The sequence below is a fragment of the Asticcacaulis benevestitus DSM 16100 = ATCC BAA-896 genome, from assembly GCF_000376105.1.
GTDB classification, from domain to species: Bacteria; Pseudomonadota; Alphaproteobacteria; order Caulobacterales; family Caulobacteraceae; genus Asticcacaulis; species Asticcacaulis benevestitus.
Window position 1 is genome coordinate 47,295 of record NZ_AQWM01000014.1, and the last position, 25,264, is coordinate 72,558.

The following is a 25,264-nucleotide window of genomic DNA, read 5'->3' on the forward strand; positions in this document are numbered from 1 at the left end:
AGGATAAGTACCCGAAGATGAACGCATCCGTTGGCCATCCAGTGACCACGATAGCAAAAGAAGCCCTTGCCCCTGTCCTCAATACGGATGCGCAAGGCTATTACATCTTCATTATCGTCTTTCTCCTGGCTTCCGCGGTCGTTGTTCCGATCTTTCAGCGCTTTAAGGTTTCAAGTGTTCTGGGTTTTCTTCTCATTGGCGTCCTGCTTGGGCCCGATGTCATGGGACGACTTGAGAAAATCTGGCCGGCGTTTGATGCCTTCGATGTCATGCGGTCGCACACCGTCCACCAACTCGCCGAACTGGGCGTCGTCTTTCTTCTCTTCACCATTGGTCTCGAACTGACGTTTGAGCGTCTGAAATCCATGCGGCGCCTTGTGTTCGGCCTGGGTGCGCTTCAGGTCGCGCTGTGTTCGCTGGCCCTGACCGGCCTGTTCCTGATCATGGGCCAGAGCATCGTGGCCTCAATCGCGCTCGGTATGGCCATCGCCCTGTCGTCCACCGCTGTGGTCATCCCGGTACTGGCCGATCGCAAGGCGCTGAAAAGCGCTTCGGGCCGCAGTGTCTTCGCCGTTCTGCTGGCGCAGGATATCGCCGTGGCGCCGATCATGATCACCGTGGTCATGCTGGCCGGCGGTGCGGCCGGCACGGCCGGTGGCAGTCTGGGCGGATTGCTGGCGCTCATCCCGGCCCTGGTTGGCATGGGCGTGCTGGTGGTCGGCGGTCGCTGGCTGCTGCGTCCGCTATTTAATACGGTCGCCTTCTCCAATTCGCGTGAGCTTTTCATGGCGGCCTGTCTGCTGTGCGTGCTCGTGGCCGGGCAGATATCTGTGATGGCGGGGCTGAGCATGGGGCTTGGCGCCTTTGTCGCCGGTGTGCTGCTGGCCGAAACCGAATATCGTCGTGAAATCGAAAACATGGTCGAGCCCTTCAAAGGCCTGCTGCTCGGCCTGTTCTTCGTGACGGTCGGGGCGCGCCTTGAAATCACCGCCGTGCTCGATCAGCCAGCGCTTGTGCTGGGTCTGGCGGCAGGCTTGATCCTCATCAAGGCCGCGGTCATCTATCCGGCGGCGCGCCTTTTCGGCATGAACAACCGCAGTGCCATCGAAACCGCCGCGGTGCTTGGGCCGGCGGGGGAATTCGCCTTCGTCATCATTGATCAGGCCATCGACCACAAGGTGCTGTCGGCCGATCTTGGCCAGACCGTCATCGTGGCGTCGATCCTGTCGCTGTTCGCCATTCCCTTTCTGGCCGCCGCTGCCGGTCGCTTGTCAAAATCGATCGCCAAGAGTGGTGAAACTGCGACCACTGTGGCGCCGGAGACCGTCAGCGAGGCCGATAAGGTCATCGTCGTCGGCTTCGGGCGCGTTGGCGAACTGGTCATCGACATGCTGCGGATGCACCAGATCGAGTTCCTGGTCATTGATATCAACCCGCAGGTCACCCAACGTGCCCGTGCCGCCGGTATCGAAGCCTGGTATGGTGACGCCTCCATGCCGGATTTCCTGCATTCCATCGGTATCGCACGCGCCCGCGCCGTGGTGGTGACGGTGTCAAATCCGGCCTTTACCGACAAGGTGGTGCAGGCGGTGCGCGCCATGCGTGAGGACGTCCATATCATCGCCCGCGCGCGTGACGCCTCGCACGCTCAGCGCCTGTATCAAATGGGCGCCACCGACGCTGTGCCGGAAACCATCGAGGCGTCTTTGCAACTGGCGGAAAACACGCTGATCGATCTTGGCGTACCGATGGGGCTGGTGCTGGCGAGTGTCCACGAACGCCGTGATGTCTTCCGCAAGATGTTCGGTATTCGCAAGCCGGAAGCCATCAAGCCCGATATGCCTTTGGCGGCGGTGGCCCTGGCGATGGCGGAGAACCATGCCGCGGAGAAGCAGGGGTTGTAGCCCTCTTACTTCCCGGAATCGTGCGCTTCGAGTCGGTTGCGCAGGGCGTCGATCTCGCTGAAGAAGCGCTTGCGCACTTCGGCGGCGAACGGGTTGTCGCGCTCAATCGACAGGAACAATTCATCGGAATCGCCCGACACCAGCCCCACGCCCTGCATCATCAGGTCGTAGGAGCGGGTGGTGTGGACGGTGGGCAAAGGCTCAAGGCCGCTTAAGACCTTGGCGATCAAGTGGGTCAGGCCCTGCACGGCCGCCAGCGCCTTGTCGTGCTGCTCAGGCGTCGCCAGCGACACCTTAAGGTCCAACGTATTGGCAAAGAATTTAACGATGGTATCGACATGACGGATACGCACCGGACAGACGACGATTTCCAGATCGTGGATGCCCTTGCGCGCCGATTGCGGCCCAAACAGGGGGTGGGTACACAGGATGGATACGGTCGAGGGCAGGGCATCGACCAGCCATTTGGCCGGCTTCATCTTCACCGAACCGACATCGGCGACGAGGCCGTAAGGCTTGACGTGGGGTGCAATCGCTTCAGCCAGGGCCTTCAGGCTGCGGATCGGCGTGGCCAGGACCACGATATCGCAGGCGGCCGCCGTCGGGAGATCGACACGCGTTACATTGTGGCGGCGGGCATAGCGTTTGGCCTCAGGGCTCGGATCGTGGGCGTAGATGTCGAAATAGGGCGACAGATGCTTTACGATCAGGCGGCCAAAGGCGCCCAAGCCAAACAAACCCAAGGTGCGAACTGTCTTGACCACGCTGCCTACTCTTCCGTGAGCGCACCAGGGCAGGCCTGTGCACTGAAATTCAAACAGCGCCGGTAACATAGATGGGCAGTCAAGGCGAGGCGAAAATTCCACGGCTTGCGCCAATGCGGGGGCATTTCATCGTTGAAGCGAGATTATGCAGATAATTTCACCGGCATCTTACCATAAGCCGGAACGTTTTTTCTTGCCCTTGCCGGCCTTGTCGTCGGGCGTCACTTCGCCGGCGATCTGGGCAGGAGTCTTGGGCATTTCATCGGCTGTGATGAATCCGTCCTCATTGCGATCAAGAATGGTGAAGCGCTGGTTGGTGGCGTTGATCCACTCTTCCCTCGAGACGCGGAAGTCGAAATTGGCGTCGGCGGCACGCACCGGCTGAGGCTCATCGATCAGCCCGTATTGCGTGGCGCCGATGATCTGTTTGCGATACTTGCCGCCAGTCGGATCGGGTGAGCCGCCCGCGTCAGGGTCAGGCGCCTGGGCGCGGTTGACCGGTTGCTTGATACGCGGATCGATGCGCTGGATTTCCGGCGCCACCTGAGTTTCGTAACGCGAATTTTCCGGGCTGTTGATGTATTTGTCGTGGTTGAGGTCAAGTTTGTCAAAGAAGGCCAGGGCGTCGGCCATGAACTCGTCGTGGCTGATCTTGCCGTCCTTGTCGGTATCGGCCTGCGCCACCCAGGCGCCCACCGGATAGGGCTGGTTGGCCGCCGAACGGAAGGGTTGTCCCGAGGGCGAGAAGAAGACGTTCTGCGTCAGGCCGATGCCGACATAGCCGCCCGTCTGCGCATTCGCCGCGCCCGTCACTGTGAGGCCGGCAATAAGAACCGTGAGAAGAGGGCGGATCGGGCGCATGGGGCACATCATTCGGCTGGAGAAGAGACGTGGAATCGGTAGAGTCGTTTTGTGACCAATTTGCGGCCATTTTCAGATTAGCGGTGGCGCTTGGGTTAGGCAAGCGGACATCGACGGGCGGAAAAACTTGCCGATGTGTTTTTTCCTACAGTAAATTCGTCTTGTTTTTATGTTGATACTGATATATTCAGGTTAAATTGTTTGCTTATTTGAGTTAAAAATAAGTCGAAATTGTTTCGAAACTGAAATATATATTAAAATAATATATTGTTAATTGAAATATTTTCTCCTTTATCTTGCTGGCCCTTCGTGTGTCAGCTTTTTTAGGAGAGTCCCTCATGCAAATAGGCAACTCGGCGAGCACATCGCTCACCCAGCTATTGTCTCAGATGAAGGCGAAGCTGGCTACGGAAACGACCGCGAGTGCGTCCTCATCGACGTCCACCACCAGCAGCAGTTCGGCTTCATCGACCACAAGTGTCAGCGAAAACGCTGACGTCTTCATCAGTGCCCTGTCCTCGCAGATCATGGAAGGCCTATTGGCTGTCCAGTCGGGTCAATCCGGCCAGTCCGGCGGTTCAGGTGGTCATCATAAGTCGCCGTCCATGGAGGACATGGACAGCGACGGTGACGGCAGCCTCACCAAGACGGAGATAGAAAGCTTCAGGTCATCGGTCAGCGGTAACACCGACACCAGCAAGACTGACGAACTCTTCAGCAAGATGGACGCTGACGGCAACGGTTCGGTCACCAAAGACGAGCTGTCGAGCTTCGATGCCCAGATGGCTGCCAATGGTCCCTCGCAAGGTGGTTCGCAAGGTGCCAATGGACCGCAAGGTGGCCCGCCGCCGGGACCGCCGCCATCGGATAGCAGCGCGTCATCGTCAACGACCGCTTCCAGCGCCCTCAGCAGCACCAATTCCGCAACGGATATCGCCAGCCTGTTGAAGGAATTGCAAAGCGCGGTTCAGGCCTATAGCGCCAACAGCCTGAAAGCCATGGCGTCCGCCAGCTCTTCATCGCTGTCGATTGCGGCATAAAGACTTGAGGGCCGGTTTCGCACCGGCCCGAACCCTTATGAAGAGGGAAGACCTTAGCGCAGGTGAGGGAAAAATTCGCGCTTCACCGAGGTCCAGATATAGTCGAGAACCAGATAGAAGAACACGGTCTTGACCATCTTGATGGTTTCGATGCCGGTGTAATATTGGAAACCGATGCAGAACCACAGCGTGGCGATCATCACCCAACCGGCGATTTCGAGCTTGCGGGGCATCAACAGCTTATCGACCAAAGACATAAACGCGTCTCTCCTACTTATGAGATTCTTACTTTTAGTCCCGCCGGTTTTATAAGCTCTTAACACCGGTTGGGGGTCGGTCAACCCGAAAAATTCGCTTGAGAAGATATGTGATGATGTGTTTCATCCCTCTCAGCCGCGCTTTATCCCCAAGTGACTGGCGTGGATGGCGGTATCCTTCCATCTTACCTGCCATGCAAAATCTCCATCATCTCAATACCCTCAGCCATATCGGCGCCGGTGGTCTTGCCCTGCTGCTGGGTCTGCTGCCGCTGCTTTCCCGCAAAGGCCACCGGCTGCATCGCCTGTCCGGCTGGATGTTCGTCGTGGCCGGCCTTGTGGTGCTGATCTGCGCCATTATCGGCGTCGTCGTCTATCCGCGGCCGGGGCCGCTGGTCATGGTCAGCCTGTCGGCCAGCTATCAATATCTCAGCGGCTTGCGCGCCCTGCCACGTTTCCGCACCGCGCCGTCGTGGCTGGATACCTTGATGGCATTGGCGGCCCTGACCGGCTGTTGCCTGCTGCTCAGCCGCATGGCGAACGGTGAGGCGTCATGGTCGCCGGCGATTGGTTACAGCACGCTCGGATTTCTGGCCGTCGTGGCGCTTTACGATCTCAGTCGTATCTTGTGGGTAGCCGCATGGCGGCGGATTCGCGCCATCGATCACGGCCTGAAAATGACCGCCACCTACTTCGCCTTTGCCTCAGCCGGGCTCGGCAATCTGGCGCGGGCCTGGCAGCCGTGGAGCCAGATCGGGCCGTCCCTGCTTGGGCTGATTGTTATGCTCTTGCTTTTAAGCCGCTATATCCGCGACAACAGGCGAAGGGGTACGGAGGATTAAGGTTTGCGCGGGAAAGATAATTGGCCATGGGCGTTGTCGCTGGTCATCTATGTCAGCACGGTGGTCTGCGCCGCCCTGGCCATGATGGCGCTGCGCCATGACGCCGGTCGCGACATCGACGGACTGACCGCGCTTAGCTGGCAGGGGTTGATCTATACGGCATGGTGGCCGTTTGTCTGGGCGGCCTGGGCAATGGTGCGGCGTTACGACCTGACTGCGCGGCTGATCCTGTGGTTCTATCCACTGATCCTTGGCTATACCCTGATCCATGCCTTTTTCGCCGTGCAGGTTGATGCCGGTTTCAGTCACAATGCGCCGCGCCTCGCCAACGGTCTCAATCGTCTGCCGGTCGATCTTTTGATCGCCACCGCCATCGCGGCTCTGGTGGCGGCGGTGCACGGTGCGCGCCTCTCGGCTGAGGCCAGGGCAGTGGCCGATCTGTTGCGGGAGGCGCTCGATCAGGCGCGTAAAACCGAGGCCTTGCCGCAGCGCTTGCCGGTATCGGTCGGCAACCGCACGCTTCAGGTCGATCCGGCCGAGGTTGAATGGTGCGCCGCCGCCGGCAACTATGTCGTCATCAATTTCACAGGCACGGACGGCCAGATACGCGAGGGCCAGATACGTGAGGGGCTGATCCGCGAGACGCTGACCGCTCTGAGTGCGCGCCTCGATCCGGCGGTTTTCGCCCGCGCCCACCGCTCCACCGTGGTCAATCTCGCCCGTGTCCGCGCCACCCAGACCTTGCCCGATGGCGGCTGGGTTCTGACCATGGAAAGCGGCGCCGAACTGGTGGTCAGCCGCACCTACCGCGACGCCATCCTCAGCCGTCTGTCACACTCTCGACCGCTTTAGCTATCGAGCAAGTCCCTGACGCGGGCGGCCAGTTCATCAATGGTGAAAGGCTTGCCGATCAACTGTACGCCCTTGTCGACGATGCCGTTATGTACCACGGCGTTGCGCGTATAACCGGTGGTGTAGAGCACCTTGAGATCGGGCCGGATCGCTTGCGCGGCGTCGGCCAGTTTGCGGCCATTGGTATCGGGCATGACAATGTCGGTGAAGAGCAGAGAGATATCGGGGTTGGCCTGCAGCAGCGCCAGGGCGGTCGCGGCACTGTCGGCCTCCAGCACACGATAGCCCAGTTCGCTCAAGGCATCGCAACTGAACTGGCGCACCGCCGGCTCGTCATCGACCACCAGAATGACTTCGCGCTCCTCGCCCATCAGCAGCACGGTGTCGGCCTCGGCGACTTCGGTCTCATCGCGTTCATGGGAACGCGGCAGGTAGATCTTGATCGACGTGCCTTGCCCGACCTCGGAATAGATCTTCACATGGCCGCCCGATTGCTTGACGAAACCATAGACCTGGCTAAGGCCCAAGCCCGTGCCCTTGCCAACCGCCTTGGTGGTGAAGAAGGGATCGAACGCCTTGGCGATGATCTCGGGCGGCATGCCTTCGCCGGTGTCGGTGATGGCAATCAGCACATATTGCCCCGCCGGCACGCCCATTTCCGACGCGACATAGCGTGCGTCGAGATGGGCGTTCTGGGTTTCAATGGTCAGCTTGCCGCCGCCGGGCATAGCGTCGCGGGCATTGACGCCGAGATTGAGGATGACGCTCTCAAGCTGGTTCGGATCGGCGCTGACCCGCCACAGCCCGCCGGAGAGCACGGTTTCCAGCCGGATATCGGCGCCGATCGAATGGCGCAACAGGTCCGACATGCCGGAGACCAGCTTGTTGGCGTCGATCGATTCCGGCCGCAGTGGTTGCTGACGCGAGAAGGCGAGCAGGCGCTGAGTCAGGCTGGCGGCGCGCTTGGCGCCTTCCATGGCCGCTTCGACATAGCGCTTGGCGCGCGGGTCTTCGGGGCCCAGTCGCCGGTTGAGCAGGTCGAGCGAGCCCATGACGACGGCCAGCATATTGTTGAAATCGTGCGCGATGCCGCCGGTGAGCTGGCCCACGGCTTCCATCTTCTGGGCTTGCCGCAGAGCGTCCTGCGCCTGCTGCAACTGGCGTTCGCGCGCCTTGTCCTCGGTCAGGTCGCGGCCGACGGCGATAAAGTGCAGGCCATCCGGTTCGGGCGCCACGGTCCAGTCGATCGGCTTCCATTCGCCACTTTTCGACAGGATCAGGTTCTGGAAGCGTGTTGGCTGACCGGTCTCGCCCATTTCCGCAAGCGCCGCCACGGTTACAGTTACGTCGTCGGGGTGGATAATATCGGCGTAGGGGTTGGTCAGCAGTTCGTGCTCACTCCAACCCAGGATTTCGGTCCAGGCCGGATTGACCGCGTTCATGTCACCGGAATAATCGGCGCGCGCCAGCATGTCGGTCGAGAGGGTCCAAAGTCGCTCACGCTCGGCTTCGGCGGCTTTTTCTTCGGTGATATCGCGGGCGCTGCAATAGACCTTGCCATCTATCGGAACGGCTACCCACGATAGCCAGCGCCAGCCGCCATCGGCATGACGATAGCGGTTCTCAAAGCGCAGGACAGGGGCTCCGCTTTTGGCAATTTCAAAGGCCTCGTGGCTGGTCTCTACATCGTCCGGGTGGAGAAAATCGGCAAAGGGCGTCAGGATGATCTGCGCCTCTGACCAGCCAAGGACCTTCTTCCATGCAGGGTTCGCGCTTTCAAACCGCCCGTCCGTCCTTAATACGGACAAGAGGTCGGGACTGACGGCCCACGTCCTGCCGCGTTCGCGCGTGCGTTCAATCACTTCACGTTCGAGATTGGCGTTCAGTTCGCGCAAGGCGGCCTCGCTGCGGCGGAGTTCGACCGCCACGCGCGCGCGTTCGGTGGCGGTGTGCGTCCGTTCAGCAACCTCCTTGATGAGCGCCAGATCATTCTCCGTCCACTTGCGCGCCGTTTCGTGGTTGAGATAGAGCAGGGCGACAAATCGCCCGTGTTCGGTCACCGGCATATTGACGACCGACTGTGCGCTGATCGCTTTCAGAGCGGCCGCGTTAGCCTGGGTGCGCGGGTCTTTTTCGGCGTCGGCGAAGACGACCGTATCACCACGTTTCAAATCCTCGATATAGCTGCCATAGTCACGAAACTTCAGGACGCCGGCCAGAGACTTAATCCCCGGCGCGTTCCAGTCGCGCTTAATCGTTATGGTCTCGTCTTCACGATCGATGACCCCGTAGCCCGCCCGGCTGACGACCAGCGCTTCACCCAACACGCGCGACGCGACAAAGGCAATCTCGGCCGGGTCTTCCAGATCGCGGATCTCGTCGGTCAGACGCAGCAGGGCCTCGCGCCGCATGTCGGCACGCTTGCCGTCGGTGACTTCGTAACCGCCCATGAAGATGCCGGTGACGTCATGGTGCGCGTTGCGGATGGGCTCGAAGACGAAGTCGATATACTGGATGACATCGCCGCCATGCAGGCGCAATTCCATGCCGCGGGCTATCCGTCTCTCGCCGGTCGTATAGACCTGATCAAGCAGTTCAAAGTACCCCTGGTCAGCCAGTTCAGGGAAGACATCGCGGAAGCGCTGCCCGATAAACTCGCCCTGACGCTCCGCTATCCGGACATAGGCGTCGTTGACATAGTCGTAGACGTAGTCGGGGCCAGAGACGACCGCGACGAAACCCGGCATCTGCTGCAACATGGCCTGCTGGCGTTCACGCTCGGCCCTTGCCTGTCGTTCGGCCAGGATGCGCTGTGTGGTCTCGTTGACGATAGCGATGACCCCCGCCGGTTTGCCGGTCTCGTCCGGCACCGGCGAATAGTCGAGGTTCATCCACACCTGTTCGGGCTTGCCGTTGCGCAGCAGGGTCAGTTCCTGATCGGTATAGGCCAGGGTGCCGCCCGCCAGGCAGACCTTCATGACGTTGTCGTTGAAATCGGCGACCTCCGGCCAGCCCAAACGCACGGGTGAGCCCAGAAGCCACGGGTGGCGGCCGCCGGCGAAGACCGAATAGGCGTCGTTATACAGCATGAAGCCGTCCTCGCCCCACAGCATAACGATCGGCAGGGGGGAGCGCAGCACCATGCCGGTGGCGGTGCGCAAGGACGGCGACCACGTCTCGATAGGCCCCATGGCGGTGCTGGCCCAGTCATAGTCGGCAATCAGCCGGCCGGTTTCGCCGCTGTCATTACTCAGACTTTCGATAAAATGGGCGGCCGGCGTGTCAGTCATGACGGCTCTTTACGCACGAAAGCAATGTCGCCATGACCATAGATGAAGCCCCGGAGTATCTTCTGAAATATCGAGAATTATGGGCAAGCCATATAAGGGATCAATAAGAAAATGCTCAGCTCGCTTCGGTGGTGGCTGTGTCGGCGGGGGCAGCGGCTATGCGCGAACGGCGGAAATGCAGGTAGATCAGCGCGCTGACGATGGCGGCGAAGAAGCACCATACCGAAGGCCAGTTGAGGCGATAGAAGCTGAAAGCGACGCCAAAGCCTGCCACCATGGCGACGCCGATCCAGCGCACCGATTTGTGCGACGACACAAAGTAAGCGGCGCAGGTGGCGATGACATAGGCCGAGCGGATCACGAAGCCGCCGCCAACCGGATTGCTGTAGACCAGGCACTGATTGACCACTTGTACGCCGACGCCATAGCGCACGATGATGCCGAAGGTGCCGAGCGCCACGATGACGCCGATGGCCAGCACGGCCATCATCAGGCGGCGGCGGATCAGGCCGGGCTCGATCATGAGGATGCCGAGCGGTATCATGATCGGCCAGATGACCCCGATGAAAAAGGCATAGATCTGCACCAGCCCGTGCGTCGTGGGCGCGGTCCCGACATGGGGCAGCAAAAGCCACAAAACCCCTTCGATGAATTGCTGGATGGCGAACAGGATAGGCACGCTGGCGAAGGGGCGCTCGGCCGGTTTTTGCGTGGCGCGAATGGCCAGGATCCCGGCGGAGGCGACAAAGGCGCTGGCGGCGAAACTCACCGGGGCGGAAAAACACATGAACACCAGAACCTTGTTGAACGGTATTTTGTTGTGAGTGAACCAGACCGCATTTCCCAAGGGATGTAAAGGCGATCGTTGGCGCGGGTCACATTCTTGCGCCTGTGCGCATGATATAGGTCCGCAAGCCGCCAACAGGAAAAACGAAGCCGCTAAACTGGATGGCCTGCGCAAGGTCGAAACTTCTGTTAATATGTGTTAATTCCGTTACCCAGCCGCCAGCCTAAGGCCTATAGAGATACTGTGCGTTTTGACGATCATTTCCTCGAAGAGCTGAAACAGCGTCTGCGGCCCTCCGAGGTCATAGGCAAGAGCGTCAAGCTGCGTAAGCAGGGCAACGAATGGGCTGGCCTGTCGCCTTTCACCAAGGAAAAGACGCCGTCCTTCTACGTCAATGACGTCAAGGGGTTTTACCACGACTTCTCGTCGGGCAAGCACGGCGACATCATATCCTTTTTGCAGGAAACCGAGCGCTTAAGTTTCAGCGAGGCGGTTGAGAAGCTGGCCGGCATGGCCGGCATGTCGCTGCCCGCCGTCACGCCGCAGGCCATTGCTGCGGATATGAAGCGCCAGTCGCTCAATGACTGGATGGAACTGGCGCACAAGTGGTTCATGGCGCGCCTTCAGGATAAGACGCCGGCTGCGCAGAATGCCCGCGAGTATCTGGAGCGGCGCGGCCTTTCCGCCGAAGACATCGCCACCTTTGGCCTTGGCTATGCGCCGCGTGATCGCACGGCTTTGAAGGACGCGCTGGTGCAGCGCGGCGCCAAGGTGTCCGAACTGGTCGAATGCGGCCTGCTGATCGAGGTCGAGAACGGCAGCGCGCCCTATGACCGTTTCCGTGATCGCCTGATGTTTCCGATCGAGGATCAGCGCAACCACGTCGTCTCGTTCGGCGGACGCGCGCTCAATCCGGATGACAAGGCGAAATATCTCAACGGGCCGGAAACGACGCTGTTCCATAAGGGCAATATGCTGTTTGGCCTGCCCAAGGCCTTGAAACTGCTCGGCGCCGAAGAGACCAAGTCCGAACTGGTGGTGGTCGAAGGCTATATGGATGTGATCGCCTGCCAGCGCGCCCATGTGGCGGCCGTGGCGCCGATGGGCACCGCCCTGACCGAGGAACAGATCGATATTCTGTGGCGTCGCCACCCTGAGCCGACCCTGTGTTTCGATGGCGACAAGGCCGGCCAGCGCGCCGCCTTCCGCGCGCTTGATCGCGCCCTGCCAAAGCTCAAGCCTGGCCGCTCGTTCAAGGTCTGTCTGCTGCCCGGCGGTCAGGACCCCGACGACATGCTGCGCGAAAAGGGGGCGCTTGCCCTGCGCGAGGCGCTCAAGGAGACCAAGCCATTCGTCGAGGTGCTGTTTAACCGTGAGGCCGACCTGGAGCCGCTCGATACGCCGGAGCGCAAGGCGGGCTTCAAAAAGCGCCTGCGTGCCCTGGCGGCCCTGATCGAGGATAAGGATCTCGCCGAGGCCTATCGCAATGACATGCTGGAGCGTTACGATGTTCTGGTGACGCCCCAGCGTCCGACCAAGGCGCCATTTGTGCCCAATCAGGGCGGGAATAATTTCAATGGCCAGCGCCAGCCGTGGAAGCCGGGTCAAAAGCGCGAGGTCTACATCCCGCCGGCCATGGAAGAAACCCGCCGCGCCGCGCACAATCTGAAGGTGGGGATCGACCCGACCTGTGCGGGGCTGGCGCAGGGGCTGATCGACAATCCCGACTGGATGATGGATCAGGTCGAGGGTCTGGAAGCCTACGGTTTTGGCGATGAAGCGCTCAGCCCCCTGTCGAATGCCCTCATAGCGATCAGTTTTCAGCACGAGGGGCTTGACAGGGAAGCTTTGAGTCGCCATCTGCACAGACAAGGACTTGGAGCATTGTTAAGCGAGATTCAGAAGGCGGCCCTCAAGAGCGGCGCGCCATTCCTCTCACCGGACATATCTTTAGCTGATGCCCATGCCCGCTGGTTACAGGCGTTTAACGCGGTCTCGCGTTTGACGGCCTTGGATCGTGCCTTGAATTCGGCCCGCGAACAGGTGGGGACAGAATTTTTTTCACGGCTCAAGCTCGAACGCGATGCCCTGCGGCGGTCCTTGCGAAGCGGACAAATCTGGCAGGATGAGGCTAACAACGCCTAACCTAAATGCTATGGCATTTCATGGGGTTAAGGTTTCGTTTAGACTAGTCCTTAATAAGACATAACAGCAGCCCTGAACTTTTCAGGTTCGTTGCGGAGACCCATATGAGCGTGACAAAATGAGCACACCTGCGGATAAACCGGAAAATGAGTCCTCATCCGACGGCCCCTTGCTCGACCTGACCGATTCCGCGGTCAAGAAGTTCATCAAGGCCGCCAAGTTGCGCGGCTACGTGACCATGGACGAACTCAACAAGGTTCTGCCGTCTGAGGAGTTTACCTCCGAACAGATCGAAGACACCCTTGCCATGCTCACCGAGATGGGCGTGAACGTCATCGAGTCGGAAGAAGACGCGCAAGAAGGCGGCGAAGTCGTCGTGCGCGAAGAAGCCGGCGCGGTGGTCGAAACCACCAAGACGTCCAACTATGATCGCACCGACGATCCCGTGCGCATGTATCTGCGCGAAATGGGTTCGGTCGAACTGCTGTCACGCGAAGGCGAAATCGCCATCGCCAAGCGGATTGAAGCCGGTCGCGACACCATGATCCGTGGCTTGTGCGAATCCGCCCTGACCTTTGAAGCCATCATGATCTGGCGCGAGGAACTGGGTTCCGGCCGCATCCTGCTGCGCGAAATCATCGACCTGGAAGGCACCTACGGCGGTGGCCCGCAGGAAGGCCCGCCTCCGGGCGCGCTTGGCGAAGAGGTCGAAGAGGGCGAAGTGCCGGTCGGTGCGCCTGTGCGCCCGATGCCCGCCGTTGCCCCCGCACCGGTGGTGAGGGCGCCTGAGCCTGTGGTCGAGACTAAGGCGGTTGTCGAAGCGAAACCCGTTGAGCCGAAGAAGGCCAAGGGCGACGATGACGACGATGACGATTACGTCCCCATGGACGAAGAAGAGAAGAAGCCGGAAGTCGTCGAAGAAGAAGACGAAGACGATTTCGATGACGGCGCCGGCCCCACGGTTTCTGCCATGGAATCCGAACTGCGCGAAGGCGTGATGGAGACCCTCGACGCCATCGCCGGCGAATTCGAGACCTATCGCCATACGCAGGAAAAGATGCTGACCGCCAAGCTTGAGGGCCTGCCCCTCGATCCTGCGGACCGCGCGGCTTACGATGAAGTGACGGCCACCATTACCCGCCACCTCAAGACGCTGAAACTCAACAATCAGCGTATCGAAGCGCTGGTCGAGCAGCTTTACGGCATCAACAAGAAGCTGATCGGTCTGGAAGGCCGCCTGCTGCGTCTGGCTGACAGCTACGGCATTTCGCGTACCGAATTCCTCACCGCCTACTACACCCGCGAACTCGACCCATCATGGAGCGAGAAGGTGCGTGAAATGGGTATCCGCTGGCAGAAGTTCATCGATAACGACGGCGCCGCGATCAACCGCATCCGCGCCGAAGTGACGACGCTGGCCACAGATATGGGCGTGGCAGTCGATGATTTCCGCCGCATCGTCCAGACCGTGCAGAAGGGCGAGCGCGAAGCCCGTCAGGCCAAGACCGAGATGGTCGAGGCCAATCTGCGCCTCGTGATCTCGATCGCCAAGAAGTACACCAATCGCGGCCTGCAATTCCTCGATCTCATTCAGGAAGGCAATATCGGCCTGATGAAGGCGGTCGATAAGTTCGAATACCGTCGCGGCTACAAGTTCTCGACCTATGCGACCTGGTGGATCCGGCAGGCGATCACCCGTTCGATCGCCGACCAGGCCCGCACCATCCGTATCCCGGTGCACATGATCGAGACGATCAACAAGATCGTCCGCACCTCGCGCCAGATGCTGCATGAAATCGGCCGCGAACCGACCCCGGAAGAACTGGCCGAAAAGCTGGCCATGCCGCTGGAAAAGGTCCGCAAGGTGCTGAAAATCGCCAAGGAGCCGATCTCTCTGGAAACGCCGATCGGCGACGAAGAGGATTCGCACCTGGGTGACTTCATCGAGGACAAGAACGCCATCCTGCCGATCGATGCGGCCATCCAGTCCAACCTGCGTGAAACCACGACACGGGTTCTGGCCTCGCTGACCCCACGTGAAGAACGTGTGCTGCGGATGCGTTTCGGCATCGGCATGAACACCGACCACACGCTGGAAGAAGTTGGCCAGCAGTTCTCGGTTACCCGCGAACGTATCCGTCAGATCGAGGCGAAGGCGCTGCGCAAGCTGAAGCATCCGTCGCGGAGCCGCAAGCTGCGGAGCTTCCTCGACAGCTAAGCAGGGATACGTCACTGCAGCCATAAGCTGGAAGATCAAAACCCCGTCGATGTAAATCGGCGGGGTTTTACGTTGGCGATGTGCGAACCTTTTGGAATTCGGGTATTTGGGCGCCGCGTGCTTCCAATGCGAAAAGAGTTTCTGGCCCCTCTTCCTTCTTTGTAAAGCAACCGGTTTCATGACGGCTGGACAAGCGGTCAAATCCGGCGTTTCATACAGGCAAACACGGGGAAATATCATGCGCACCAGTCTGAAACTTGTCTTATCTGGCGCCCTGATCGCGGTGAACGTGGCGGGCTGCAATAAGCCGGCTGAAAAGGTCGCCGAGCCGTCGCAGGTCATGAAAGATACCTTCGCAAGTTGCACATGGGAAAAGGTCGAGGGCAAGTCTCTGTCGATCTGGAGCTATGCCTGCGGCCCGGACATGGGTAATGTCCGGCTGGTGGCGGATGATAAGGTCGGTGGATTTTCGCTGGCCGCCATGCCGCCCGATGCCCTGACGCCGCGTGTGGTCATTCGCACCTTTGCCAAGGATAAGGCCGCAGCCGTGACGTCAGTTCTGCCGGCGGTGCTCAAGGCTACAGGCGCGCATGGCGCTTCCTGTCAACTGGTCGAGACCGATTACGGCGATTGGGGGAAAGTGTACCTGCTTGAGCCCACTGGCGCTGAAAAAGCGGGCTATGACAAACTTAATGCCATTGAGCCTCAGCCTAACCCGTGTGGTGAGCTAGGCATCGGTCCGGCGGGCGATCGGTTTTTCAGGGTCATGGCCGATGATCCGGCCAAGGTCATCTATTATGACATGGGCAGCGAAATTCAGATCTTCGATCCGGACACGCTGCACTCAAAGTAAACAGGGCGGGCCAAATAAAATAGGGCGGGCCAAATAAAATAGGGCGGGCCAAATAAAACAGGACGGGAAAGCGCATCTGAGGAAACGCCTTCCCGCCCTTATCGTCGCAACCATCCGGCGGGAAAGAAGCGACAATCTCTAAAAGAATGAATTAATCCCGGCTGTTCCAGTCCTTGATCTGCTTTTCAGCCTCGTCTTGGGCGATGCCGTAGCGCTCCTGCAGCTTGCCGGCTAAGAGCTTGCGGTCGCCTTCGATCACATCGAGATCGTCGTTGGTGAGCTTGCCCCATGCCTTCTGGACATTGCCCTTGACCTGTTCCCAGCTGCCTTGAATGCGGTCGTTGTTCATAATTCGCTCCTATATTCAATATGTTAGGTTGGGTTTCATCTTAGCCGCAGCGCACCTAAATTTTCGACGCTTGAGGGGGGCTGCTTCATAAGAAAGGCATAAGGCGCGCAGGGAGACAGGCTTAGCGCCTGCTTGAAAAGCAGGGCTAAGGGACAGAGCGCAAGTGCGCTGAACGTTAGAGTTTAGAAAAGGGCGTTGGGCAGCTTTTGCGGCTTGCAATAGCCTTTTTCGCCGCGATGGGCGTCCTTGCCGATGCGTTTGCTGTCGGTCTCTTCGGCGTAGAAGGCGCCGTTGGAGCGATCAAGCGTGATGCGCAGGGCGCTGCCGCGTTTGGTGACGCGATTGACCAGATAATAGGCCGTGCCGGTCACATTGGCGGAGCACATCGTGTCGAGGCAGATCGACTCGCGGATCAGCGACGGGTGCGCCGGGTCTACGAACAGGAACTTGAAATCGGCCTGTTCATCTGGGAAGACGGCCGAGGGAAAGAGGTCGATAAAGAAGGTGCCCTGCGAGAGGAAGCGCTTGCCTTCGGTCAACTGGGTTTCGCATTTCAGGCTGATCTGAGCGCTTTGCCAACTGCTGTTTTGGGAGGGCTGAGGCGTTGAAAGAGGTGCTTGTGGCGGCGGCGCGGTGATCGGCTGCACCGCGAGGGGCGCAGGTATGATGGCCACGGGCGGGGGCAGGGCGGGCAGAGGCGCGGGCTCATGCGCCACGCCCGGTGCCATGCTTGGTGTCTTCCCGGGCGTAAGAGCCTTGGCGATATCTGGACTGGCGGCATAGGCACTGTAGGCAATCGGCGCGGCTGGGGTGCTGGCGACCGGCGCAGGTTTGGGCTTCGGCTTAGGTTTCGGGCGCTTTTTGACCACCGGCTTTGGGGCGTCTTCGGCGGTCGGGTCACCGTGTGGCGTACCTTCGGCGTGGACGATACCGCCCATCGTTAAGGCCAAGAATGAAAGGCTTAAGGGGATGAGGCGCTTCATGCGTCTTCGTCAAAGCGGTTGTTGACCAGGTCGACTAGGGCACTGACGGCTTCATCGGCCTGCGCGCCCTCGGCTTCTATAGCGATCGAGGTGCCCTTGCCGGCGCCGAGCATCAAAAGGCCCATGATCGACTGGGCATCGACCTTGTTGTCGTCCTTGATGACGTAAATCTGCGCATCGAACGACGAGGCCAGCTTGACGAACTTGGCCGACGCCCGCGCGTGCAGACCCTTGTTGTTGCAAATTTCGACGTCCGCGCGCACGGTCTGTTCAGTCTCGCTCACTCATGCCTCCCTCTTGGCAAGGCTTATACGCGCGGAGAATGCGTTCGTTCGGGACTTTAGTCCAGAGGGAAAAGGCTTAGTTGTCGCCCGACAAAACGTAGGAGGCGACGGTGACATATTTACGGCCGGCTTCCTGAGCGTGACAAACGCAGGCGCCGAGATCTTCGTTTTTGCGCAAAGATGCCAGCTTGATGAGCATGGGCAGGTTGAGGCCGGCGATCACTTCCGCCTTGGTCTGCTCCATCACCGAAATGGCGAGATTGGAAGGGGTGCCGCCGAACATGTCGGTCAGCAGGATGACGCCGTCCCCGGTATCGCTGGCAAACGTAGCGTCCAGAATATCCTTGCGGCGCTGAGCCACGTCGTCGTCGGGACCGATACAGATGGCCGAGACCTGACTTTGAGGGCCGACCACGTGTTCCATCGCCGATACGAACTCGTCAGCCAGCTTGCCGTGAGTAACGATGACCAGTCCGATCATAAAGCCCTAATCCTTACACATTTTGTGCTACTCCGCGCCGGTCATGAGGCCGGCAGGCAGGGGTAGCCCATGATACTAGTCCCGATTTCATCGCACTGCAAAACGAGATTTGCGACTGACCTGCAAATTTCGCGCCGCATCATGGCAGGTGTGTCAAATATGACAGAGGGCACATTTACAGAACATCCGTGGCGGGCGCCTGGTCTCTAAGTGGGTATTTTTAAGGGACTTTCAAGCGGGTCAGGAGTTTGCTTAAGGAAGAGGCTTCGCGTGGGTTGAGACGTATGGTGGGGATGGTCTGTCCCAGAACGGTCGTGGTCTCATGCTCCGGCATGCGCTCGATCGGATCGGATTGTGCCAGGACGGCGAGGTCGATGCGGGTCAGGTGGCGGGCATTTTCGGCCACTATCCCCAATCCGCGCACTTCCATGCGTCCGGCGATGGATTCGGGCGCCGAGGCATAGAGGCGTCCGCCGGAGATCCACAACAGGCTGTAATCATCGCTGACGAGCGCGCACCCCTTTTCCAGCGCGCGAAGGGCCAGATCGCTCTTGCCGCTGCCGGAGGGGCCCATGATCAGCACGCCGCGCCATACGTGCCCGACCAGAAGGCTTAAGGAGGTGGCGTGGATAACGAGCTTACTCATGGCCATATTTAGGCACAGACCCGCACGGAATGCAAAAGGGGATGCGTATCTCCAGCTTCTCTCGCAATCTGGCGAGGCACGCCTTAGTGCAGGTTCGGCAGCAGGATGGTGAAGCGGGCGCCGACGATCTGGCCATTGTCGTCCTTGCGGTTTTCAGCCCAGATGCGGCCGTGGTGGGCCTCGATGATCTGGCGCGAGATCGACAGGCCGAGACCTGAATTCTTGCCGAACGACGTGCCCTTGGGGCGTGAGGTGTAGAAACGCTGGAAGACGGTCTCCAGATTGTCCTCCGGGATGCCGGGACCATCGTCTTCAAACACGATGCTGATGGGCAGGGCCGGATCAACGCCGGGTGCGATGGTGACGCGGACCTGGCCGCTTTCCGGCGAGAAGGAACGCGCATTGTCGATCAGATTGCGGAACACCTGTCCGAGCGGGCCTTCGCGGCCATTTACGGTCGAGGCGGCCGGCGGCAGGGTGCGTGTCAGGATCACGGCGGTCTCGCCCATGACGTGGCTCTGCTGATAGAGCGAGATAATGTCTTCGAGCAGGGTGCCGATCTCGACCTTTTTCGGCGTGTCGCGTGACAGTTCGGCGTCGAGGCGCGAAGCGTTGGAGATATCGGTGATCAGGCGGTCGGCGCGGCGGACGTCCTGATTGATGACCGCCATCAGGCGTTCGCGCGCTTCGTCAGTCTTGACCAGCGGCAGGGTTTCCAGCGCCGAACGGATGGAGGTCAGCGGGTTCTTGATCTCGTGCGACACATCCGCGGCGAAACGGTCGATTTCCTCCATGCGCCGCCACAGGGTATCGGTCATGCTTTCCAGCGAACGCGCCAGCACGCCAATCTCATCGTTTCGGCTTTCCAGATCGGGCAGGGAGATGGCGCGGGTGCGGGCCATGCGGACGTTATCGGCAGCGGCGGAGAGGCGATGGATCGGCCGGCTGACCAGCCAGGCCAGCAGCAGCGACGACAGCATGTTGACACCGAAAGCGATCAGGATAAAGGGCAGCATGGCCCAGCGCTGGTCGGCCACGATCTTGTCAACGTCGCCACGCTCGATGGTGAGGACGCCCAGCACCTCCTTGACGCGGCGCAGGGGAATGGACACCGACACCACCTTGATGCCCCGCTCATTGGTGCGGACGCTGGCCACCGGCGGGGAGCCGGAGAGCGCCATCATCACCTCGGTATGGAGCTGGTTGTCGGCCGCCAGGCGGCGGGCCTCGCGCTTGGCGGTCTTGTCCTTGGGCTGGGCCTCATCAGGTTTGCGCGCATCGGGCAGCTTGTAGACGTCTATAGTGTCCGACACCTTGTAGGAATCGGAGATCAGCCGACCTTGTGCATCGAACAGGCGCGCGCGCTGGCCGGCCGGAATGAAACGCCCGAGCACGAAGGCGGCGTTATCGGCTTCCAGATGCGGTTCGGCATCGCCCTCGCTCGTGGCGACTTCGGCGATGACCTCGCCCATCAACTGGGCTTGCGAGGTCAGGGAGTCCATCTGGGTCTTGATCAGGCCGCGGCGCAGATCACTCAGCACCAGCGCCCCGATCACCAGTATGACCAGGCCGAGCAGATTGAGCCCGAAGATCAGCCGTCCGAGACGTGACTGACCGAACGGGAGCTTCCTGAGCAAGGGCCTGAGCATAAAGAGGGGATTCCAGAAAAATGCCGGGAAGCGGTGTTCACCTCCCGGCTTGGTACTTTTTAGATTTCGCGGTAGCGATAGCCGACGCCATAAAGGGTTTCGATCGAATCGAAGGTCGGATCGACAACACGGAACTTCTTGCGCATGCGCTTGACGTGGCTGTCGATGGTGCGGTCATCGACATACACCTGGTCGTCATAGGCGGCGTCCATCAGGTTGTCGCGGCTCTTGACGAAGCCGGGGCGCTGGGCCAGGGCGTGCAGCAGCAGGAACTCGGTGACGGTCAGGCGGACCGGCCTGCCTTCCCAGGTGCATTCGTGACGGGCGGCGTCCATCACCAGCTTGCCGCGTTTCAGCGACTTGGCATTGAGCGCCTCGGTGACTTCCGGGGCCTCGCCCTGTTCGACGATGCCGGCGCGACGCAGCACGGCCTTGACGCGTTCCAGCAGCAGGCGCTGCGAGAACGGCTTGTGCATGTAGTCGTCGGCGCCGAGATTGAAGCCCAGCACCTCGTCGATCTCATCGTCCTTCGAGGTCAGGATAATGACCGGCAGGTTCGAGGTGTTACGCAGGCGGCGCAGCACTTCCATGCCGTCCATGCGCGGCATCTTGACGTCGAGGATGGCCAGATCGGGCGGATCTTTTTCAAGAGCGGCCAGACCGGCGGCGCCATCATAGAAGGCATTGACGGTGTGGCCGCCGCTTTCCAGAGCTAATGATACGCTGGTGACAATGTTTTCGTCGTCATCCACCAAAGTAATTCTGGCCATAAGGTCTCCATTCTTGGGGCGCTCAAGCGCTGCGGGGCTTACCTCGCAACGGCTCGGGCAGCCTAAAATCGTCAATTGCCGCCCTTGCCGATCCGGGGCGGATCGGAAGCGACCGTGGTTATGCTTTCACCCTTAAGCTAGTTCTTTTAAAGGCGTCAACGCGGCGAATTCGCGGCTCTCAATCATAATTTAACACGATATGTGTAAGATTTGTAAGATTATCAAGCCCGTATACCAGTCTGCAGGGACAAGATGAGCCACCATAAGGTGCATTTCGAATTGTTTTCCCGCCGCACGCCTCAAGCCGCGTGGGCCCTGGAAATGGCGTCCGAGACGCGCGCAACGATCATGCAGAACGCTGAGGAGATGCTGAAAAGCGGCCGCGCCGCTGTCCGCGTAACCAAGGAGGTCTTCGATCAGGACAGTGGTGAATTCAGCAGCGTCACGGTTTTCGAAAAAGGCATATCGGCGCCGGTCAAGGCCGCCAAACTGGCGCCCACCACGGATTCGGTCTGCACGAGCCCGCACGATCTCTACACCCCTATCGCCCGTGAGAAGATCGCCCGCCTGCTCGAAGACTGGCTGCACAAGCAGGGCGTAACCCCTTTCGAACTGTTGCACCGCCCCGATCTGGCCGAACGTCTGGAAGCCTCCGGCAGCGAACTGCTGCACGTCGTCCAAAAACTGGCGGTGCCGGAAGCGCAGGAGTCCGGTCACAATCTGCATGAGTTGATGCGGCGCTGGAGCGCCTTGTTTGATCGCGCCTGTACCCGCCTGATCCAAGACGGCCGCAAGAAGATCTTTCCGACCATCACCCCGACAACCTGTCTGGCGACCGTCGATAGCCTGAAAGACCATGCCGACCGCGCTTATCTCTTCGGCGGTGCGCTGTCGGCAGCCCTGGCCGAACATCGCAAGCCAGCGGCCAAACTGGAATTGCTGCTGGCTCACGCCGGTATTTTGGCGGCCAATTTGCCGGGGCGTGAATGGGCGCTGCAAATGGTTGAAATGCCGGTGGTGGAAATCTTCTCGGCGCGCAATACCCTCAACGATGTGCTGGGCCGTGAGCCCGATCCCGGCGGCGCTATGATTGTGCTGATCCACGTGGCGGCCGGCCGCGAGGTCGAGCTGATTTCAAAAGCCGACCCCCGCGTGGCGCGTCTGATGCCGCCGCTTGAAGGCGTGCTCGGTGGTTATCACGATCTGATCCGCGCCGGTCATTTCCAGAACCTGCGCTACAGCCTGTCCAAGCGCCTGATGCACGATCTGAAAAGCCCGCGCCGCCTCAAGCCGAACGACGCCGAAGCCGAAATCGAAACGCTTCGTGTGCTGGCCCTGTGCATGACCGCCGCCGGCCGTGACGAAACCCAGCGCGAGGACATCACGAACGCCTTTGCCGAACGTTCGAAAAAGCTGGTCTCGGCCGATTTCGTCACCAGCCTGCTGGAAGGCGCCGGTGATCCGGCTCTTGAGGTTGAACGCCTGATCTGGCTATGTGAAAACATGGTCGGCGTGTCCAACAAGCGTCAGGCCGCGCGCTGGCTGCAACAGACGATCAGCGCGGCTAAATTCGAGCGCCATATGCGCGAAAGCTGCCAGTCTGCCGCGCAGCGTTTGCTGACCCTGGCGCAAATGCAAGGACGCATTGTGGCGTCATCACTGATTGATCAGGATGGGCACGATATCAGCCAGAAACTCGGCCAGATCGGTGCGCTGATCGCTACCGACGTCAAGCTGCTGGCGCATATTCTGCGCGGTGGTGCGTCGCCGATGCAAAAGTTTTCCATGCTGCTGAGCTTCGCTTCGGGGCAGTCGGCGCCGATGGGACCGCTCAGCGAACAGGCCAAGGGCGAAGTTATGCGGATGATGCGCGATCCTGATATCCGCGCCGGTCTGTCAATGCAGCCACAGATTCTGGCCTCGCTCAAACCGATGATGCAGGCGGCGGGCGTTCTGGCGGCTTAATATCGAAAGTTAAGTTCCAGAAGTACATTGTTGGGATCGGTGACGAAGAGTTGCGTCAGCTTGATCTCCGGCAGTTCGGCGCGCTCAAAGCGCAGGCCACGTGCCTCCAGGCGGACGATGGTGTCGTCAAGCCCGTCACATTCAAACGCCACATGATGAATCGCGCCGGTCGGGCCGCCGGAGATGACCTCGCGTGGGTAGGTGTTATCGGTGCCGAAGAGATTAAGGTGGATGACGGCGCGATCTCCCGCATAGAGCCACTGGCGCTCTTCCGGCTTGCGGCGTGGGGCGGTCTTGGCCACTAAACCGAGCAGGTCGCTATAAAAGGCGATGGTGGTCGCCATGTCGCGGGTCTGGATATTGACGTGATCGAGGGTTTTGACGGTCATGCCGCCAGCATAGAAGAGGGCGCGACGATGATCAATCGCCGCGCCCTTCAGATATGTCCGCAGATTACTTTTACGCCGCTCTCACATGCGCGAGGAAGCTGTTGATCTGGTTGCGCAGATTGGCGGCCTGATGGGCCAGTTCGCCGGAGGCCGACAGCACCTGAGCGGCGCCGGCGCCGGTTTCTTCGGCCATGCGGGCCACGCCTGTGATGTTGGCGGTGACCTCCTGCGTGCCCATGGACGCCTGATTGACGGCCTGGACGATCTCGTTGGTGGCCGAGCCCTGTTGCTCGACGGCGGCGGCGATGGTCGACGAGGAGTCGTTGATGTCGCGGATCGTGCCGGTGATGTTGCTGATGGCCTCGACGGCGCGGCGGGTGGTCGACTGGATGCTGCCGATGTGCTGGCTGATCTCGGCGGTGGCGCGGCTGGTCTGGCCGGCGAGAGCCTTGACTTCCGAGGCGACGACGGCGAAGCCCTTNCCGGCTTCCCCGGCGCGGGCGGATTCGATGGTGGCGTTGAGCGCCAGCAAATTGGTCTGCGAGGCGATGCCGGTGATCATGTCGACAATGCCGTTGATGCGGTCGGCGGCTTCGGACAGTTCCTGCACGATGGCGGCGGTGGAATCGGCCTCACGGACGGCTTCCCGCGCCTTGATCGACGAGTGCTCGACCTGACGGCCGATTTCCTGCACTGAAGCGCCCAGTTCTTCGGCCGAACCGGCGACCGAGGTGACNTTGGTGCCGGCTTCTTCGGCGGCGGCGGAAACCGAGGTGGCCTGCGCGGCCGATTCATGCGCCGACGAGGTCAGTTGCTGAGCCGTGGCCTGCATTTCGGTAGCGGCGGAGGACACCATATCGACAATGCCGCCGACGGCGTTCTCAAACTGGTCGGCGAGGTCGTACATGGTCTTCTTGCGCTGTACCTCGGCATCTGCGCGGGCCTGACGGGTTTCTTCTTCGAGGGCACGCGTGCGGATCAGATTGTCCTTGAAGACCTCGACCGTTTTGGACATCTCACCGATTTCGCTGCGTTCGCCGACATTGGGTATCACCACGGCGGTGTCGCCATTGGCGAGCATACGCATGGCGTCGGTCATCTTGCGGACGGGGTTTGAAATGCTAGTGATCATCACCCAACCGATCATGCCACCGATCAGGGCGACCAGGGCCATGGCGCAATAGATCAGGTTTGAAGCCGATTTGCCGAGCGCGGTGCCGCGAGCCGCTACCGCAGTAACGTTCTTTGTCTGGAAGTCAATTTCAGCGTTGAGCGCAACGCGCAAGGGGTCAACCAAAGGCTGCATATCGTAGATATAGCTGTTTCGGGCGGCCGTTTCATCGCCTGACCTGATTTGTGCGGTCACACCATCGGAGCCCTTGAGATAATCATCGATTGCTTTTTGCAAATCGGCGGCCAGCTTTGTTTCCTCGCCTGGCGCGACGAGGGGGGCATAGGTCTTCATGTCGGCGACGAGGAGTTCACGGGTCTGCGCGGATTTCTTCAGGTATTCGTCACGCTTATCGCCGCTTTGCATCAGGGCGATGCCCTGCTGCATACGGTAGCGCTCGAAATGCGTGCTGACCAGGCCAATGACCTGGGTCGATGGCAGCCAGTTATTCGCCATATCCATCGTCGTGGCATTGACCGCCGACAGGCGATTGACGGCGAACAGGCCTACGCCACCCGATATCAGAACCAGAACAGCGACTGCCGCGATGACGCGAGCACGGATAGTGAAATTCTTAAGCATGACGCCCCAGTTCCCTAACGGCCAACCCAGCCGAAAACCGATGAATTAAGTAGATGGCGTTGTTTTGGCCATGCGCCGGTTAAAAGGACGTTAAGTATATATATTGTGTGAAATTAAGTCGCGGCTGGTTTAAATGCAAAAACACCTGTAAACGTTATTTTGCAGGTAAAGCGGCAGCACGT

22 protein-coding genes are annotated in these 25,264 nt (G+C 60.1%); 8 read left to right on the top strand and 14 right to left on the bottom strand.

Features of this window, described 5'->3' with window-relative positions:
* Nucleotides 1–17 precede the first annotated feature (17 nt).
* Entirely contained in the window at nucleotides 18–1,904 is a 1,887-nt protein-coding gene (locus B060_RS0114215; RefSeq protein WP_018082466.1) for a cation:proton antiporter domain-containing protein, read from the top strand.
* Between the two features lie 5 nt (nucleotides 1,905–1,909).
* On the opposite strand, the gene B060_RS0114220 is transcribed toward B060_RS0114215, so the two are convergent.
* Both B060_RS0114220 and B060_RS24645 read right to left on the bottom strand, forming a co-directional pair.
* Nucleotides 1,910–2,668 (bottom strand): prephenate dehydrogenase/arogenate dehydrogenase family protein, encoded by a 759-nt coding sequence (locus B060_RS0114220; RefSeq protein WP_035423553.1) that lies wholly within the window; start codon nucleotides 2,666–2,668, stop codon nucleotides 1,910–1,912.
* Nucleotides 2,669–2,836: 168 nt separating this feature from the next.
* Entirely contained in the window at nucleotides 2,837–3,529 is a 693-nt protein-coding gene (locus B060_RS24645; RefSeq protein ID WP_018082468.1) for an EF-hand domain-containing protein, read from the bottom strand.
* Nucleotides 3,530–3,867: 338 nt separating this feature from the next.
* Here B060_RS24645 and B060_RS26165 point away from each other — a divergent pair, with 338 nt between their 5' ends.
* Nucleotides 3,868–4,569, top strand: a complete 702-nt coding sequence (locus B060_RS26165) for an EF-hand domain-containing protein (protein ID WP_081606866.1) — start codon at nucleotides 3,868–3,870, stop codon at nucleotides 4,567–4,569.
* Between the two features lie 53 nt (nucleotides 4,570–4,622).
* Here the strand turns inward: B060_RS26165 and B060_RS0114240 are convergent, their stop codons facing one another.
* Nucleotides 4,623–4,826: a hypothetical protein gene (locus B060_RS0114240; protein ID WP_018082471.1), complete on the bottom strand. Its 204-nt coding sequence runs from the start codon at nucleotides 4,824–4,826 to the stop codon at nucleotides 4,623–4,625.
* A gap of 194 nt (nucleotides 4,827–5,020) precedes the next feature.
* Here B060_RS0114240 and B060_RS0114245 point away from each other — a divergent pair, with 194 nt between their 5' ends.
* The gene (locus tag B060_RS0114245) at nucleotides 5,021–5,668 is read left to right on the top strand and encodes a hypothetical protein (protein WP_018082472.1); all 648 of its coding nucleotides are present in this window, start codon (nucleotides 5,021–5,023) and stop codon (nucleotides 5,666–5,668) included.
* A gap of 3 nt (nucleotides 5,669–5,671) precedes the next feature.
* On the top strand, nucleotides 5,672–6,520 hold the full coding sequence (locus tag B060_RS0114250) for a LytTR family DNA-binding domain-containing protein (RefSeq protein WP_155847890.1): 849 nt from the start codon (nucleotides 5,672–5,674) through the stop codon (nucleotides 6,518–6,520).
* Here the strand turns inward: B060_RS0114250 and B060_RS28060 are convergent.
* A complete protein-coding gene (locus B060_RS28060; protein WP_018082474.1) occupies nucleotides 6,517–9,810 on the bottom strand; it encodes a PAS domain-containing protein in 3,294 nt (1,097 codons plus the stop codon). The genes B060_RS0114250 and B060_RS28060 overlap by 4 nt on opposite strands.
* A 115-nt stretch (nucleotides 9,811–9,925) precedes the next feature.
* Nucleotides 9,926–10,597: a DUF6629 family protein gene (locus B060_RS26170; protein WP_155847889.1), complete on the bottom strand. Its 672-nt coding sequence runs from the start codon at nucleotides 10,595–10,597 to the stop codon at nucleotides 9,926–9,928.
* A gap of 243 nt (nucleotides 10,598–10,840) precedes the next feature.
* Here B060_RS26170 and dnaG point away from each other — a divergent pair, with 243 nt between their 5' ends.
* The 3 genes from dnaG to B060_RS0114275 all read left to right on the top strand — a co-directional run bounded on the left by dnaG (nucleotide 10,841) and on the right by B060_RS0114275 (nucleotide 15,813).
* Nucleotides 10,841–12,742: a DNA primase gene (gene dnaG, locus B060_RS0114265; protein WP_018082476.1), complete on the top strand. Its 1,902-nt coding sequence runs from the start codon at nucleotides 10,841–10,843 to the stop codon at nucleotides 12,740–12,742.
* A 118-nt stretch (nucleotides 12,743–12,860) separates the two neighbouring features.
* A complete protein-coding gene (gene rpoD, locus B060_RS0114270) occupies nucleotides 12,861–14,960 on the top strand; it encodes an RNA polymerase sigma factor RpoD (RefSeq protein WP_018082477.1) in 2,100 nt (699 codons plus the stop codon).
* A gap of 238 nt (nucleotides 14,961–15,198) precedes the next feature.
* Nucleotides 15,199–15,813 carry a hypothetical protein gene (locus B060_RS0114275; RefSeq protein WP_018082478.1) on the top strand — a complete coding sequence of 205 codons (615 nt, stop codon included), beginning with the start codon at nucleotides 15,199–15,201 and terminating at the stop codon, nucleotides 15,811–15,813.
* Between the two features lie 151 nt (nucleotides 15,814–15,964).
* Here B060_RS0114275 and B060_RS0114280 read toward each other — a convergent pair whose 3' ends face one another.
* From B060_RS0114280 to B060_RS0114310, 7 genes are all read right to left on the bottom strand, one after another.
* Nucleotides 15,965–16,162, bottom strand: a complete 198-nt coding sequence (locus tag B060_RS0114280) for a CsbD family protein (RefSeq protein ID WP_018082479.1) — start codon at nucleotides 16,160–16,162, stop codon at nucleotides 15,965–15,967.
* A gap of 182 nt (nucleotides 16,163–16,344) precedes the next feature.
* Nucleotides 16,345–17,145, bottom strand: coding sequence for a hypothetical protein (locus B060_RS0114285; protein WP_018082480.1), 801 nt, complete (start codon nucleotides 17,143–17,145; stop codon nucleotides 16,345–16,347).
* Nucleotides 17,142–17,429 (bottom strand): HPr family phosphocarrier protein, encoded by a 288-nt coding sequence (locus B060_RS0114290; protein WP_018082481.1) that lies wholly within the window; start codon nucleotides 17,427–17,429, stop codon nucleotides 17,142–17,144. The genes B060_RS0114285 and B060_RS0114290 overlap by 4 nt, the downstream gene beginning before the upstream one ends.
* A 76-nt stretch (nucleotides 17,430–17,505) precedes the next feature.
* Nucleotides 17,506–17,910, bottom strand: a complete 405-nt coding sequence (locus B060_RS0114295) for a PTS sugar transporter subunit IIA (RefSeq protein WP_018082482.1) — start codon at nucleotides 17,908–17,910, stop codon at nucleotides 17,506–17,508.
* Between the two features lie 220 nt (nucleotides 17,911–18,130).
* Entirely contained in the window at nucleotides 18,131–18,556 is a 426-nt protein-coding gene (locus B060_RS0114300) for an HPr kinase/phosphorylase (RefSeq protein ID WP_031221152.1), read from the bottom strand.
* Between the two features lie 83 nt (nucleotides 18,557–18,639).
* Nucleotides 18,640–20,193, bottom strand: a complete 1,554-nt coding sequence (locus B060_RS0114305; protein WP_236621668.1) for an ATP-binding protein — start codon at nucleotides 20,191–20,193, stop codon at nucleotides 18,640–18,642.
* A 71-nt stretch (nucleotides 20,194–20,264) separates the two neighbouring features.
* The gene (locus tag B060_RS0114310; protein ID WP_026172853.1) at nucleotides 20,265–20,975 is read right to left on the bottom strand and encodes a two-component response regulator ChvI; all 711 of its coding nucleotides are present in this window, start codon (nucleotides 20,973–20,975) and stop codon (nucleotides 20,265–20,267) included.
* 252 nt (nucleotides 20,976–21,227) lie between these two features.
* On the opposite strand from B060_RS0114310, the gene B060_RS0114315 reads away from it, so the two are divergent.
* The gene (locus tag B060_RS0114315) at nucleotides 21,228–22,940 is read left to right on the top strand and encodes a hypothetical protein (protein ID WP_018082486.1); all 1,713 of its coding nucleotides are present in this window, start codon (nucleotides 21,228–21,230) and stop codon (nucleotides 22,938–22,940) included.
* Here B060_RS0114315 and B060_RS0114320 read toward each other — a convergent pair.
* Nucleotides 22,937–23,329 (bottom strand): VOC family protein, encoded by a 393-nt coding sequence (locus B060_RS0114320; RefSeq protein WP_018082487.1) that lies wholly within the window; start codon nucleotides 23,327–23,329, stop codon nucleotides 22,937–22,939. The genes B060_RS0114315 and B060_RS0114320 overlap by 4 nt on opposite strands.
* A 70-nt stretch (nucleotides 23,330–23,399) precedes the next feature.
* Nucleotides 23,400–25,082, bottom strand: coding sequence for a methyl-accepting chemotaxis protein (locus tag B060_RS0114325; protein WP_018082488.1), 1,683 nt, complete (start codon nucleotides 25,080–25,082; stop codon nucleotides 23,400–23,402).
* Between the last annotated feature and the right edge of the window lie 182 nt (nucleotides 25,083–25,264).